This window comes from Corynebacterium sp. ACRPZ, from assembly GCF_022346205.1.
GTDB lineage: Bacteria > Actinomycetota > Actinomycetes > Mycobacteriales > Mycobacteriaceae > Corynebacterium > Corynebacterium lehmanniae.
On record NZ_JAKRMR010000003.1, the window covers coordinates 143,590 to 158,183 of the forward strand.

13 protein-coding genes are annotated in these 14,594 nt (G+C 66.0%); 9 read left to right on the forward strand and 4 right to left on the reverse strand.

Annotation, left to right across the window (positions count from 1 at the left end; genetic code table 11):
- Positions 1-8: 8 nt before the first annotated feature.
- Positions 9-929, reverse strand: a complete 921-nt coding sequence (locus MHX64_RS03265) for an NAD(P)/FAD-dependent oxidoreductase (protein WP_239355764.1) — start codon at positions 927-929, stop codon at positions 9-11.
- Positions 930-948: 19 nt separating this feature from the next.
- On the reverse strand, positions 949-2,319 hold the full coding sequence (locus MHX64_RS03270) for a PLP-dependent aminotransferase family protein (RefSeq protein WP_239355763.1): 1,371 nt from the start codon (positions 2,317-2,319) through the stop codon (positions 949-951).
- Between the two features lie 70 nt (positions 2,320-2,389).
- On the opposite strand from MHX64_RS03270, the gene pdxS reads away from it, so the two are divergent.
- Positions 2,390-3,265: a pyridoxal 5'-phosphate synthase lyase subunit PdxS gene (gene pdxS, locus MHX64_RS03275; RefSeq protein ID WP_239355762.1), complete on the forward strand. Its 876-nt coding sequence runs from the start codon at positions 2,390-2,392 to the stop codon at positions 3,263-3,265.
- Positions 3,266-3,356: 91 nt separating this feature from the next.
- Here the strand turns inward: pdxS and MHX64_RS03280 are convergent, their stop codons facing one another.
- Positions 3,357-4,841: a peptide MFS transporter gene (locus MHX64_RS03280; protein WP_239355761.1), complete on the reverse strand. Its 1,485-nt coding sequence runs from the start codon at positions 4,839-4,841 to the stop codon at positions 3,357-3,359.
- Positions 4,842-4,907: 66 nt separating this feature from the next.
- On the opposite strand from MHX64_RS03280, the gene dop reads away from it, so the two are divergent.
- From dop to MHX64_RS03320, 8 genes are read left to right on the forward strand one after another with little or no spacing between them, the layout of a single operon-like run.
- On the forward strand, positions 4,908-6,407 hold the full coding sequence (gene dop / locus MHX64_RS03285) for a depupylase/deamidase Dop (protein ID WP_239355760.1): 1,500 nt from the start codon (positions 4,908-4,910) through the stop codon (positions 6,405-6,407).
- A gap of 10 nt (positions 6,408-6,417) precedes the next feature.
- Positions 6,418-6,609 carry a ubiquitin-like protein Pup gene (locus MHX64_RS03290; protein ID WP_070845309.1) on the forward strand — a complete coding sequence of 64 codons (192 nt, stop codon included), beginning with the start codon at positions 6,418-6,420 and terminating at the stop codon, positions 6,607-6,609.
- A 28-nt stretch (positions 6,610-6,637) separates the two neighbouring features.
- The gene (gene pafA, locus MHX64_RS03295; RefSeq protein ID WP_239355759.1) at positions 6,638-8,005 is read left to right on the forward strand and encodes a Pup--protein ligase; all 1,368 of its coding nucleotides are present in this window, start codon (positions 6,638-6,640) and stop codon (positions 8,003-8,005) included.
- A 6-nt stretch (positions 8,006-8,011) separates the two neighbouring features.
- Positions 8,012-8,947, forward strand: coding sequence for a WYL domain-containing protein (locus tag MHX64_RS03300; protein ID WP_239355758.1), 936 nt, complete (start codon positions 8,012-8,014; stop codon positions 8,945-8,947).
- Positions 8,947-9,909: a YafY family protein gene (locus tag MHX64_RS03305; RefSeq protein WP_239355757.1), complete on the forward strand. Its 963-nt coding sequence runs from the start codon at positions 8,947-8,949 to the stop codon at positions 9,907-9,909. Before MHX64_RS03300 ends, MHX64_RS03305 begins: the two co-directional genes overlap by 1 nt.
- 35 nt (positions 9,910-9,944) lie before the next feature.
- Complete coding sequence (gene tatA / locus MHX64_RS03310; RefSeq protein WP_239355756.1) at positions 9,945-10,208, forward strand: Sec-independent protein translocase subunit TatA; 264 nt, start codon at positions 9,945-9,947, stop codon at positions 10,206-10,208.
- A gap of 9 nt (positions 10,209-10,217) precedes the next feature.
- On the forward strand, positions 10,218-11,228 hold the full coding sequence (gene tatC, locus MHX64_RS03315) for a twin-arginine translocase subunit TatC (RefSeq protein WP_239355755.1): 1,011 nt from the start codon (positions 10,218-10,220) through the stop codon (positions 11,226-11,228).
- Positions 11,229-11,233: 5 nt separating this feature from the next.
- Positions 11,234-13,996, forward strand: a complete 2,763-nt coding sequence (locus MHX64_RS03320; protein ID WP_239355754.1) for an RNA helicase — start codon at positions 11,234-11,236, stop codon at positions 13,994-13,996.
- On the opposite strand, the gene MHX64_RS03325 is transcribed toward MHX64_RS03320, so the two are convergent.
- Positions 13,993-14,562, reverse strand: a complete 570-nt coding sequence (locus MHX64_RS03325) for a serine protease (RefSeq protein WP_239355753.1) — start codon at positions 14,560-14,562, stop codon at positions 13,993-13,995. The two genes, MHX64_RS03320 and MHX64_RS03325, sit on opposite strands and share 4 nt — an antisense overlap.
- Positions 14,563-14,594: the final 32 nt, after the last annotated feature.

Below are 14,594 nucleotides of genomic sequence, written 5' to 3' on the forward strand. Positions count from 1 at the left end.
ACCTTCGTTTAGCGCTGGTCGAAGAGATGCTGGTCGATGGCGATAGCCACGGCGGCACCCGATCCGAGCGCTTGAGAGACCTGATCCGGCGAGCTAACGACGTTGCCGACCGCCCACAGTCCAGGCTGCGAGGTCTTGCCTCCCTCAACCTGGACCCAGCCATCTGCAACAGTGCAGCCAGCATCCCGGAGGAGTTCGTCGTTCGGTTTGAACTCCGGACCGGTGAAGCAGGCTTCATAGCGAATCGGCCCGGAGCCAGTGGTGATCTCGACGGCGTGGTCGTCGTCAGTGGCTGGTGAAACTCGCGATACCTCATCGACGACGAGAGCTACTCCACGCTGTTCAAGGCGTTCGCGCTGCTCTGGGCTCAGGTCCATCCCGTTGGAGTAAAGCGCGACGCTGGAGGCCCACTTGGTCAGCAACGTTGCGATCCTGGTGGTGAACCCTGGGTTCTTGCCTCCGACGACGCCGAGGTTTGTGCCGTTGACTTCGTGCCCGTGGCAGTAGGGGCAGTGAAAGACACGGGTTCCCCACATCTCGCTCAACCCGGGGACCTCGGGGAGCACATCCGTGATTCCGGTTGCAACGAGCACCTGCGAAGCCGTCGATGCTTCGCCCGACGCGAGCTTCACGGACCAATCACCCGCGGTCATGGGCTCCAGCGTTTCTACGCGTCCGTCGATAAGAAGGCCCCCATACGACACGAACTCGGCGTGGCCGCGGGCAAGCAGTGCGGAGGGATTCGCTGCGTCGAGACCGATCACGCCGTGCATGTGCTCACTGTTGCGGTTCCTAGGCGTGCCCGCGTCCACCAGGCACACCTTCCGGTTCGCCCGAGCGAGATTGATCGCTGCCGCGCTCCCGGCGAATCCGCCTCCAACGACAACGACGTCAAAGTGTTGACTCGCCAGGCTTATTGCCTCGTCCATATCCGTTCCCTCTTTCGCTTCACGTCTGGGCTCGGCCCAGGGTAGCGCGCGTCTGCGCAACTGTGTCGACAGCAACACCGAAATCACCAGCGCTGAGGTGCGCGAAGCTCAGCACCAAACCGTCGCCGCTGTTGGTCCACAAGGTGGATTCGTGCCCGGATTCAATACCGGCTTTAAGTAGGCGTTTCTCAAATTCATCTCGCTCCTCGCGTGTGCCAAAGCGCACAGTGAGGTCCGCGCCGTCGCCGGGCGCGAGCCGGGCGCCGTCGAAGAGCGGAACCAGCCGCTGGTTCAGCACCTCGCGTCGCTGCGCCAGCCCGCGGTGGACGGCGCGGGATGCGCGGCGGGCGACGCCGTCGTTAAGCAAATGCGCGATCGCCCGCTGGGTGACGGAGGAGACCGGCATGCCCAGGACGCTGCGGACCTCGCGTAGCGCCTCGGCGGTCGCTTGTGAGGCGACGACGTAGCCCGCGGCGAGTTCGCGGGACAGCAGCGTGGAAAACGTGCCGAGGGTGAGCACGTCCGCGCGGGTGGCCAGCGAGGACAGCGCCGGCTGCGGGGATATGCGGTAGCGCAGTTCGGTGTTGAAGTCGTCTTCGATTACCACGGTGTCGGTGCGCGCGGCCCACTCGAGCAGCTCCACGCGGCGGGCGGCGGGCATGGCGCCGCCGAAGGGGTAGAGGTGCGACGGGGTGACTAGCAGGGCGTCGAGGGAGTCTGGGAGAGCGTCGACCACGACGCCGTCGGTGTCCGTGGCGCATTCCACGACCTCGTGGCCGCCGAGCGGGATCACGCGCCGCAGTCCCGGGTGCCCGGGGTCTTCCACGCCCACGCGCAGGTTTGGACCAAGCGCGAAGAGAATGCACATGAGGCCTTCGCGAGAACCGCCGGTGACCACGATCTGGTCCGGGGACACGCGCATGCTGCGCGCGAGGCGGAGGTGCTCGGCAACGGCGTGGCGCAGCTCGGGCTCGCCGGACTTGTCCACGGTGGAGCCGGGTTCCGCGGCGGCCTCGCGCCACGCCTTTCGCCAAGTGGCGGGGCGGATGGTGCCCGCGCTGCCGGGCGAGGGCTTCAGGGAGATCCAGGCCTTCGGGGTTGTGCGGGCGGGCGTGCCGGAGGTGGGCTCTGGCAGGGGCGCGGCCACGGTGAGGTCCGGGTGGATCCGCGTCGGCGCTCCCTGGCTGGTTAGCAGGTAGCCCTCGCCTTCGAGCTGGTCGTACGCGGTGACCACGCTGCCGCGGGAGACGCCGAGCTGTTCGGCCAGGGCGCGGGTGGACGGGATGGCGTCGTTAGGCGAAAGTGCGCCTGTAGCCACGGCGTCGCGGATGCCTGCGGCGATCTGCGCGGGGATGGGCGTTGGGTGGTCGCGGGAGATATGCAGCAGCATCAACTGGTCCAAAGAAACTAAACGGAACTGGCACTTGGAATCTACCAGTTGCCGGGGCAGACTAAGCGGTATGTCTGATGTAGAACAGCTGAACCAGAAATTCATCGGCGGCGTGATCATGGACGTCGTCACGCCCGAGCAGGCCAAGATCGCCGAGGACGCCGGCGCCTCCGCAGTCATGGCGCTTGAGCGCGTGCCGGCCGACATCCGCGCGCAGGGCGGTGTGGCCCGCATGTCGGACCCGGACCTGATCGAGGGCATCATCGAGACCGTCGACATCCCGGTCATGGCCAAGGCGCGTATCGGCCACGCGGTGGAGGCGAAGATCCTCGAGCACCTGGGTGTGGACTACATCGACGAATCCGAGGTGCTCAGCCCGGCCGACTACGTCAACCACATTGACAAGCGCGGTTTTTCCGTGCCGTTCGTCTGCGGCGCGACCAACCTCGGCGAGGCGCTGCGCCGCGTGAACGAGGGCGCGGCGATGATCCGCTCGAAAGGCGAGGCCGGCACCGGCGACGTCTCGGAGGCAACCAAGCACATCCGCACCATCAAGGCCGAGATCGCGTCGCTGCAGGCAATCTGGAACGGCAACCGCGACGAGCTCTTCGTCGCGGCGAAGGAGCTTCAGGCGCCGTACCAGCTGGTGGCCTACGTGGCGGTGCATGGCAAGCTCCCGGTGCCACTGCTGGTGGCCGGCGGCGTGTCCACTCCGGCTGACGCCGCGTTCATGATGGAGCTCGGCGCGGACGGTGTCTTCGTTGGTTCCGGCATCTTCAAGTCCGGCAACCCGGAAGCTCGCGCGAAGGCCGTGGTCAGGGCAACGAAGAATTGGAACGACATCGCGGTGGTCACCGAGGCCTCCCGCGGCCTGGGCGAGGCGATGGTGGGCATCAACGTCGCCGACCTTCCCGCGCCGCACCGCCTGGCCGAGCGCGGCTGGTAGGGCATTCAACGCGTAAAGCTCGTTACCTGCACCTCGTTTTTGATAGACGAGGTGCGAGTAACGAGCTTTAGCTTTGCGACGCAAGCTCCGCCTAGCGCACGTCCCCAAACTTGCGCACGACCCAACGGCTGATCGCAATGAGGACCAACCCGAGCACGATAGTGATCGCGGACAGCGTGAGGAAGAAGGTGCGCTCCGCGGTGGCGTCGTTCGGGTTGTACAGCGAGCCGAGCACGCCGGACAGCGCGGTGCCCATGGACACCGACATCAGCCACACGGCGAACAGGCGCGACTTGAACGCCACCGGGGCGACCTTCGTCGCCAGGGAATTGCCGACCGGCGACAGCAGGAGCTCGCCCATGGTGAACAGGAACAGGATCAGCACCAGCACCGCGAGCGGGGTGGAGTTCTCGCCCTTGCCCACGTACGGCAGGAAGAAGAACAGCGACAGGCCGATGATGATGTTGGCCACGCCGAACTTCGTGGCAGACGCCCATTGGCGCTCGCCCAGCTTCGTCCACATGGTGGCGAAGATCGGCGCGAAGATGATGATGAACAGCGGGTTGAAGGACTGCACCTGTGAGGGCTCAAGCTCAGTCCAGAAGAAGGACAGGTCAGCGCGCTGATCCGTGTACAGCGCCACTACGGTGAACTGCGACTGGAAGATGGCGAAGAACGCGACGGACCCGGCGAGCAGTGGGATGTAGCCGGTCAGGCGCGACTTCTCGTGGGCGGTGACCTTGTCGGAGGCGAACATCTCCCACAGCAGGATGACCGTCGCAGCAAGGGCGATGGCGAAGACGACCCAGCTCAACAAGTCCAGCGGCAGGATGCCCGTGGTGAGCAGACCGACCACGATCGCGGCAACTGCCAGAGCGCCAAAACCGAGGGGTGCCCACTTCGACCGCGGCAGCGGGTTGGGCACCTCGGCACCGGCGGCGCCGATGGTGGATTTACGCATGAGTATGTACTGCACCAGGCCGATTGCCATGCCGATGGCGGCCAGACCGAAGCCCCAGTGGAAGCCGGCTTTGCCCCACACCCAGCCCGTGATCGCTGGGCCGAGCAGACTGCCGATGTTGACGGACATGTAGAAGATGGAAAAGCCTGCGTCGCGGCGCGGGTCCTCGCGGGTGTACAGGTCGCCGAGCACCACCTGGGTCGCCGTCTTCACGCCGCCGGAGCCGATGCCGACGCACACCAGACCAATGGCCAGGCCCGCAGCGCCCGGAACGAGGGCGAGCACGACGTGGCCGATCATGACCAGGATCGCCGAGTAGAACAGCGTGCGCTCAGTGCCGAGAATGCGGTCGCCCACGAAGGAGGCGACGAGCGCCATCATGTACACGAAGCCGCCGTAGGCTCCCACCAAGCTCAATGCGGTGGGCTCGCCGATGCCGAGGCCGCCTTCGGTCGTCGAGTAGTACATGTAGTAGGCCAACAATGCCTGCATGCCGTAGAAGCTGAAGCGCTCCCACAGCTCAATGCCGAAGAGGTTGGCCAGCCCCCAGGGCTGACCGAAGAATTTGCGCTCGGTCTGCGGCGCGGACACACCGAGCCGTGGTAAGGAAGTCATAACTAAATAAAATACGTCCGATCGTATTATCTTCCAAACACGGGCACGCCTGTAGGCTCGTCACCTATGACGCGTTACTTGGGAACCGAGACGGAGTACGGCATCACCTGCCCGGACAACCCGCAGATCAGCCCGCTGGTCACCTCCACGCACGCGGTGGTTGCCTACGCGGCGCTGCGCACCCAGGCCCGCACCCGCTGGGACTATGCGGAGGAAGCGCCGCTGAAGGACACGCGCGGCTTCGACCTGCAGCGCTACCGCAGCGTGCCGGTCGTGGACGCGAACGCGATCGGAGTGGCCAACGTGGTCACCACCAACGGCGCGCGCTACTACGTCGACCACGGGCACCCGGAGTACTCCAGCCCGGAGTGCTCGAACGCGTTTGACGCGATGGTCTTTGATGCCGCCGGCGACATCGTCCTCAACGACGCCGCCGCGTGCATCCGGGAGCTGTGGGAGCAGCAGGTCTCCGTGCTGGCTAAGCACGAGCCGTGCCCGCCGCTGAAGTTCTACAAAAACAACGTCGACGGCAAGGGCCGCTCCTACGGCAGCCACGAGAATTACCTGTACTCGCGCCACACCAACTTTGAAAGCCTCACCCAGGCGCTGATCCCGTTCTTCGTCACCCGCCAGGTCATCATCGGCGCGGGACGTGTGGGCATCGGCCAGGAGTCGGAGACACCGGGCTTCCAAATCTCGCAGCGCGCGGACTACTTCGAGCAGGAAGTTTCGCTGGAGACCACGCTCAACCGCGGCATCGTCAACACACGCGACGAGCCGCACGCACCGGAGGAGGACTTCCGCCGCCTGCACGTCATCGTGGGGGACGCAAACATGAGCCAGTTCTCCAATTTCCTCAAACTCGGCATGACCTCGCTCGTGCTCGACGCCATCGAGGCCGGCGTGGATTTCTCGGACCTGCGCCTGAAAAACCCGGTCGAAGAGATTAAGGCGGTCAGCCACGATCCCACGCTCACACATGAGCTCGAGCTTCTCGACGGCCAAAGGTTGACCGCGATCTCCATCCTCCGTGAATACAGGAGAAGGTGTGCAGTGCGGAGCGACGTCGATAAGCAAGTGCTCGAGATGTGGGGCGAAGTCCTCGACGACCTCGAGCGCGACCCGCTGTCCACCGCCGACCGGCTGGATTGGACGGCGAAGTGGGCGCTGGTGCGCAGGTTTGAGCAGCGCGGGGCGACCCAGGCCAAGCTGCAGGCGATTGATTTGCAGTACGCGGACATCGACCCCGAAAGCTCCCTGTACCACGCGCTGGTGCGCAAGGGAGCGATGCGCACGATGGTCAGCGCGGAGAAGATCGCGGAAGCTGCGGTCCACCCGCCGGAGGACACCCGCGCCTACTTCCGGGGGCGTGCAGGCGAGAAATTCGCCGAGGACCTAACAGCCTCGAACTGGCAGTCCATGCTGTTCACCGTGGACGGGCAGCTCTACCGGGTGCCGCTGGATCTGCTGGGCAGCCACACCAAGGCGGACGTGGGGGAGCTGATCGAAACATCTGCGACAACACGCGAGCTGCTTTCCGGCCTCGGGCTGGCTCCAGAGCGCTAAGGTTGCATCTATGGCTACGCAACAGACACACGCTTCCGGTGGCGGCGGGGACAACCACGGCGAGGACGTCGCCGCGGAATCTGCCGGCCAGGCCCAGATCAACACCTCCGGCACCGACGACCTGCTCGACGAGATCGACGCGCTGCTGGACTCCAACTCGGAGGAATTTGTGAAGTCGTTTGTGCAGAAGGGCGGGCAGTAAGCTGGCAACCAGCTACCCGCGCCGCGTCATGGGCGTGGAAACGGAGTTCGGCGTGGCCGCCTACGACGGCTCACGCCAGGTACTCACGCCCGAGGAGGTGGCGCGCTACCTGTTTCGCCCGGTGGTCGCGCAGCACCGCAGCTCCAACGTGTTCACCGCCAACGCCTCGCGTTTGTACCTGGACGTGGGCTCGCACCCGGAATACGCGACCGCGGAGTGCGACTCGCTGAGCCAGCTTCTGGCCTACGACAAGGCGGGGGAGCGGATCTTCCACCGGTTGTCGCAGCAGTGCGACAAGGCGCTGCGTAACGACGGCTTCGCGGGTTCAACCTACCTGTTCAAAAACAACGTGGATTCGCGCGGGAACTCCTACGGCGCGCACGAGAACTACCTGATCAGCCGCGAGCTCGCGTTGAAGTCCTTCGGCCAGCAACTGCTGCCGTTTCTGATCACGCGCCAGCTCATCTGCGGTGCCGGCAAGATCGCGGGCGAGAAGTTCGTCATCTCCCAGCGCGCGGACCAGGTGTGGGAAGGCGTCTCGTCGGCCACCACGCGCACCAGGCCGATCATCAACACCCGCGACGAGCCGCACGGGGACTCCCACCGCTTCCGCCGCATGCACGTGATCGTGGGCGATTCCAACATGTCCGAGCCCACCTTCGCACTGAAGGTCGGCTCGATGCTGCTGGTCATCGAGATGCTGGAGGCCGGCTTCGACCTGCCGGACATGGAGCTTGCGGACCCGATCGCGCACATCCGCGACATCGCCGCCGACCCCACAGGCGCCACCGAACTCACCCTTGCCTCCGGCGGCACCGTCACCGCGCTCGAGGTGCAGCAGCGCACCCTCGAAGCCGCAAAGCGCTGGCTGAAGCAGCGTCCAGACGAGGGAACGCCGAACGAGGAGATGGCCCGAGTAGTGGACCTGTGGACCCGAGTGCTCGACGCCATTGCCACGCAGGATTTCTCGGGCGTAGACACGGAGATTGACTGGGTGATCAAACGCAAGCTGCTCACCCAGTTCAAGGACCGCCTCGGCTGCGGCTGGGACCACCCGAAGCTCGCCCAGATCGACCTGACCTACCACGACATCAACCCCGATCGCGGCTTGTTCTACGTACTGGAGCGCAAGGGGCTCGCGGCGCGGTGGATCGACAACGCCGCCATTGAGGAGGCGGTGGACAACCCGCCAGCGACTACGCGAGCCGCCATCCGCGGCGAGTTCCTTTCCGCCGTGCGCGAGCGGGGGCTTGCGCATAATGTCGACTGGGTGCACTTGAAGGTCAACCGCCCGGAACCCCGCACGGTGGAGCTGCAGGACCCGTTCGCCACCACGGACGATGCCGCAGCCGACCTGATCAGCTGGGTGCGGGCGCAGGAAACCGAAGAAGGGTAGGTCGCTGTGGCCAACGACAACGACATGGTCGTGCGCCAAGTCGGGCTCACGTTCGCCTTGCTGGCCTCGCCCGCAAAACGCGACGTCACCTGGGTGCAGAAGCACGTGGACGGCTATGGCGGCCGCTCCCGCGACGCCGCCACTCACCTGATTGAGCGCGACGTGCGCGAGCTGCGCGACCTCGGCGTGCCCGCGCGCTACCAGGACGGCGAAGTGTGGGTGGTCAAGGACCTCTACGAGTTGCCGGCCGTGGACCTCACCGCCGAGGAGGCCTCCGTGGTGGGCCTTGCCGCGGACCTGAGCAAGCCGGGGTCGCTCGGCGAATTCGCCCGCTCCGGCTGGACCAAACTCGCCGCCTCTGGGGCGACGCGTTCCATGGACGCGCCGGCGCTGATGAACGTATCCAACGACATCTTCCAGCTGCGCCCCGATACGCTGCGCGCCATTGTGAAGTGCGTGCAGGCGAAGCAGCGCATCTCCTTCGACTTCGTCCGCGCCCCTGGCAAGGACCCGGAGCGCCGCGTGGCCGACCCGTGGGGCGTGGTCTCCCTGAACAACCGCGCCTACTTCGTCGGCTACGACATCGACCGCGACGACGTGCGCGTGTTCCGCCTGAAAAAGGTTTCCCGGCTGAAGAAGGTGCGCCACTCGGACGCGTTCCACGAGCGTGCCGGCGACCTGCAGGCGCTGGTGGAGGAAACACTGCGCGGCGAGCTTATCGACGCCACCGTGACCGTCACCCACGGCACCGGCGAGGAGCTCGCCCAGCGCGGCTCCCGTACCTCCGCTGACACCGACACCATCACGCTGCGCGGCGTGGACCGCGACTGGGCCGTGCGCACCATCGCCAGTCTCGCCGGAAACGTGCTCGCGGTGGAGCCGTTGGAGGTCCGTGAGGACGTCGTTAAGCTGCTGCGCACAGCGCTGGAAGGGGAGAACTGATGGCTGTGGACTTCAAGCGCCAAGAGCGCGTGGTGCGCCTGCTTAATTTGCTGGCTTATTCCTCGAACCACCCGGGGCTGACCCCGATGGAGATCGCCCGCGACCTGGGCGCGGACCCGATGCAGGTGCGCGACGATTTCGAGCTGCTGTTCCTCTCCGGCGTGGGCACCGGGCCGGGCGAGATGATCGACCTGGAGTACTCCTGGAAGGGCGTCAACATCAAAGACGACCAGGGGATGACCACGCCGCTGCGCCTGTCTCCCGCGGAAGCTAGCGCGCTGTTGATCCTGCTGGATTCTTTGGAAACCATGCCGGGACTTGTGGACGGCCGCGCCGTGCGCACCGCCGCCGAGAAGATCCGCGCGGTGACCAAATCGCAGGCGGTCGGCGACGCGGAGCACACCGCTGACGCCGGTGTCGCCGGCACCGTCGCCGAAGCGCTCGTCGCCAAGCGCAAGCTGCGCATTACTTACTACTCCGCATCCTCGGACACCGTCACCGAGCGCGAGGTCGACCCCGCGCGCCTGTTCCACCAGTCCGGCGCCACCTACCTCCACGCCGCGCAGCACGGCGAGATGCGTACGTTCCGCTTGGACAGGATCCAAAGCGCCGAGCTTCTCGACGCCCCTTCGGCCGCCACCGGCACCGACTTCGACACTGACTTTGACCCAGCGGACCCGTTCGGCATGGCCGACCGCGCCCAAGCCCGCCTGCTGATCCACCCGGATGCCACATGGCTGGCGGACTACTGGGAGATCGAGCTGGAGGAACCTTCGGAGGAAGACCAAGAAGGTGCTGAACCGGCAGGGGAGTGGATCCCCGCCACGATGCGCTACGGCAGCGTCGACTGGTTGGTGCGCTTCTGCCTGAGTCAGGCTGACCGGGTGCGCATCGTCGAACCAGCAGCACTCGCCGACGAGGCCATGTCCCGCGTGCATCGCGGGCTCGAGGCGTTAGACTAATCTGCGCGTTAGACCGTTTTCGGAAAGGACAACCCATGCCAAACATTGGATGGACCGAACTCATCATCGTCATCTTCCTCGTGCTGCTGCTGTTCGGCGCAAACAAGCTGCCGGACCTGGCACGTTCCATGGGTCGCTCCGCACGCATCTTCAAGTCCGAGGTCAAGGAGATGCGCAACGAAGACGGGGCGGAAACCCCGGCGCAGCAGCGTCAAATCGACGCCGCGCCGACGCAGGAGACCCGCAGCGCTGCCCAGGAGGCGGACTTCTGGGAGCGCCCGGAGAACAATCCGCGCTAAGTCCGCCTGATGGCACGCACGAAAACCCCCAAGAGGCCGAAGAGACCGAAGAACCCGACCGGCGAGATGTCGCTGGTGGAGCACCTCCAGGAGCTGCGCCGCCGCGTCATCATTTCGCTCGCTGCCATTGTGGTGGGCACCATCATCGGGTTCATCTGGTACCAAGCCGCCCCGCCGCGCATGATGCCGCTGGGCGAGATCATCCGCGGCCCCTACTGCAACCTGCCGTCCGAGCTCCGGGCGGATTTCACCGGCGACGGCGAGTGCCGCCTGCTGGCCACCAGCCCATTTGAGATGTTCATGCTGCGTCTGAAAGTCGGCGCGCTCGCCGGGCTTGTCCTCGCCTCACCGGTGTGGCTGATGCAGATCTGGAACTTCATCACCCCGGGCCTGCACAAAAACGAGCGCCGCTACACGTTCAGCTTCGTCACCATCGCGGTGGTGCTGTTCGTCTCCGGCGCGCTGCTGGCGTACTTTGTGCTAGATCAGGGTTTGTACGTGCTGATGACCATCGGTAGCGAGTTCCAGGTCGCCGCGCTGACAGGCGGGGAGTACTACAACTTCCTCCTCGCGCTCGTCGTCATCTTCGGCGTCAGCTTCGAGGTGCCACTGATCATCATTATGCTCAACCTGTTGGGTGTGCTGCGTTACGAACATGTCAAAGGCAAACGGCGCGTGATCATCGTGGGCATTTTCATTTTTGCTGCGGTGATGACGCCGGGCCAGGACCCGTTTTCCATGGTGGCGCTGGCTATCTCCATTTGTCTGCTGGTGGAGATGGCCTTCCAGTTCTGTCGCTGGAACGACCGCAAGCAGAAGCGCGAGCGCCCCGACTGGATGGATCTGGACGACGAGGAAGCCTCCGGCCCGATTGAGGCGCCGACGCCAGTGGGCCGCGCCAGCAGCATCGGTGCGGAGCCGATTGCGCACCCGGCGCCGGTGCAGCGCGCGCCGGAGCGCCAGCAGAATTCCTCGCCGCGGGGCTACGCGGGCGGAGCAGATTTCAGGGACGTACTGTAGGGGGCATGCTTTCCCCCGATCCTGGTACATCGTTTCTGCGGGAATTCGCCGAGGCGAAGCCATTTGCTCTCGACGACTTCCAGCTCCAGGCCTGCCAGGCGGTGGAGCAAGACCGCGGCGTGCTGGTGTGCGCGCCTACCGGGTCGGGCAAGACCATCGTCGGCGAGTTCGCTGTCGCGCTCGCCCTTAACCGCGGCACAAAGTGCTTCTACACCACGCCGATCAAGGCGCTAAGCAACCAGAAGTACCATGACCTAGTCGCCGAGCACGGCGAGGACGCGGTGGGCCTGCTCACCGGCGACACCAGCATTAACGGTTCCGCCGAGATCGTCGTGATGACCACCGAGGTCTTGCGCAACATGCTGTACGCGGAATCGCCCCAGCTTGACCGGCTCACGCACGTGGTGATGGACGAGATCCACTACCTGGCGGACCGGGACCGCGGCGCGGTGTGGGAGGAGATCATCCTCAACCTCGACGATTCCGTGAGCCTGATCGGCCTGTCCGCCACCGTGTCCAACTCCGAGGAATTCGGCGAGTGGCTCGACGCGGTGCGCGGCGACACCGAAGTCATCGTCTCCGAGCACCGCCCGGTGCCGCTGAGCCAGTACATGATGGTCGGCCGCAAGATGTTCCCGCTGTTCGAACCAGGCACCGGCGGGCGGGTCAACCGCAGCCTCGAGCACGCCATCGAGCGCATCGAGGCGGGCTCTTCCGATGAGGGCCGGCGCGACTTCGAGGAGGGGAGAGGGTTTCGCTCGCGCGCCCGCAGCGGCCGTTCGCGCGGCCAGGACAAGGTGCGCCCCGTCGGCCGACCGGAGGTTGTCTCCGCCCTCCAGGGCCAGGACATGCTGCCCGCAATCGTGTTCATCTTCTCCCGCGCGGGCTGCGACGGCGCGCTGTTCCAATGCTTGCGCTCCCGCAAGGAGCTGACCACGCCCGAAGAGCGCGCAGAGATCGAGCAGATTATCGACGAGTGCGTGGAAGGCATCCCCGAAGAGGACCTGGAGGTGCTGAACTTCCGCCAGGTGCGCACCGCCTGGATGCGCGGGTTCGCCGCGCACCACGCAGGGCTTTTGCCCGCGTTCAAGCACATCGTAGAGCAGTTGTTCGTCCGTGGCTTAGTCAAGGTCGTCTTCGCCACCGAGACGCTGGCGCTGGGCATCAACATGCCGGCACGCACCGTGGTGCTGGAAAAGATGGTCAAATTCAACGGCGAAGCGCACGTGGACCTCACCCCGGGCCAGTACACCCAGCTCACCGGCCGCGCTGGCCGCCGCGGGATCGACCACATCGGCAACGCCGTGGTGCAGTGGGCGCCCGCGATGGATCCCCACCAGGTGGCGGGGTTGGCGTCCACACGCACGTACCCGCTGATCTCCCAGTTCCAGCCCGGCTACAACATGGCCATCAACATGCTGGCCATGAACGGCTTCGACGATTCGATCCGCCTGATCGAGCAGTCCTTCGCTCAGTTCCAGACGGACCGCTCGGTGGTCGGCGAGGTGCGCGACATCGAGCGGTTACAGCAGAAGGTACGCTCGCTGCGCACCAAGCTCGAGCGCGATATCTCCGCATTCGCTCCGCCTAGCGACGATGCAGCCGCCGAGCTGGTCGAGTACTCGCAACTGCGCCGGGACCTGTCTGAGGAGGAGAAGCAGGCCCGCCGCGACCACCTGGACAGCCACCACACCGAGACCATCAAGATCCTCGGCTCGCTGCAAGTGGGCCAGGTCATCGCGCTGCCCAGCAAGCGCAAGCCAGAGCTTGCCGCCGTGGTGCAGCCCGCGGGCAAGCCGCACGACCCGCGCCCCTGGGTGACCACAGAGCGCGGCTGGTCCGGGCGCATCGACGCCGCGACGTTCAAGAACCCGCCGCTGGTGGTGGGCCGCATTAAGGTGCCGCGCCACATGCAGGACCAGCCGCGCCGCCACGCCCGAAAGGTGGCGAGTCTGTTACACCGCGGCCACTTCGACGCCCCGAAGCGCCTGCGCGAGCAGTCCCGGGTGCGGCCGAATAAGAAGATCACCGCGCTGCGCGAGGCCATCCGCAACCACCCGGTGCACGACTGGCCGGCGGCGGACCGGGAGCTGTTGGCCCGCACCGCCCAGGAGATCGTCCGCGAAGAGCGGGCACTGGCCAAGCTGGAGCGCCGCGTGGACACCTCCACCGACTCGCTGGGCCGCACCTTCGAGCGCATCATCGGGCTGCTCACGGAGATGGACTACGTCGAGCTTCACGACGGCGAACCGCAGGTCACCGACGAAGGCGAGCGCCTATCCCGCATCCACAACGTCTCCGACCTCTTGGTGGCGCAGTGCCTCAAGCGCGGGATTTGGGACGAGCTGGACCCGGCCGAGCTGGCCGGAGTGGCCTCCATGGTGGTGTTTGAAAACCGCCGCGCCACCGGCGGCAGCCCCGAGGCTGCCACCGACGCCATGGCTGACGCGATGAATGAGACGATGCGCATCTACGGTGAGTTGGTTTCAGACGAACAGCGCCACAACTTGCCCGTGACCCGCCTGCCGGATCCCGGGTTCTGCCTGTCCATCCACCAGTGGACCGCCGGAGCACCACTGGGTTACGCCCTGGCTGCCGCTGCGGAATCGGGTGCGGAGCTCACCCCCGGCGACTTCGTGCGCTGGTGCCGCCAGGTGATCGACTTGCTCGAGCAGATCAAAAAGACCGGCTACTCGGACCAGATCCGGGACAACGCCAACCGGGCTGTGGACGCCATCCGCCGCGGCGTGGTGGCAATCGGCAACTAGAGCCCCCGCATCGACCGAGCCAGCCCCCGAGGCCACAGCGACACCGTGGCGATGCGCAGGTTGGTGCCCCTCGGATCCAGGATGAGCGACTGGACCCCGATGACCTTGCCACCGACCAGCACAGGGCCGCCGGAATCGCCCTTCACCGCCGGCGGGTTGGCGTACACCAGGCCAGCCGGCCGGACGCGGGTCACGCGCTTCCTGGACCAGGACACCGGCAGCGTGCCCAAATACACGCCCGGGCGGGCCTGGACGCTGCGGGCCTGGCCGCCGAAGCCGAGTGTGAGCGTGCGGGAAAGCGGTCGCGGCGACGGCCCGAGCACGAACGGGGTGGCATCGATCCTCTCAGGCAGACGAACAATCGCCACGTCTGTGCCGGGCACGGTATGGAGGCTGTCGACGGGGAACACGGAGCCGTCGATACGCACCTGCGCCCCTGTATGTGAGCGCTCGCGGAAGAAGTGCGCGCACGTGAGCACGATGTCGGGGGCGATGAGTGCGCCCGAGCAGTAGCCGCCGCCGGGTGCGCTCAGGCGGGCGACGGAGCGGGACAGGGCAGGCAACACGGCAACGATGCTAGCGATCTACCATGGCGTGC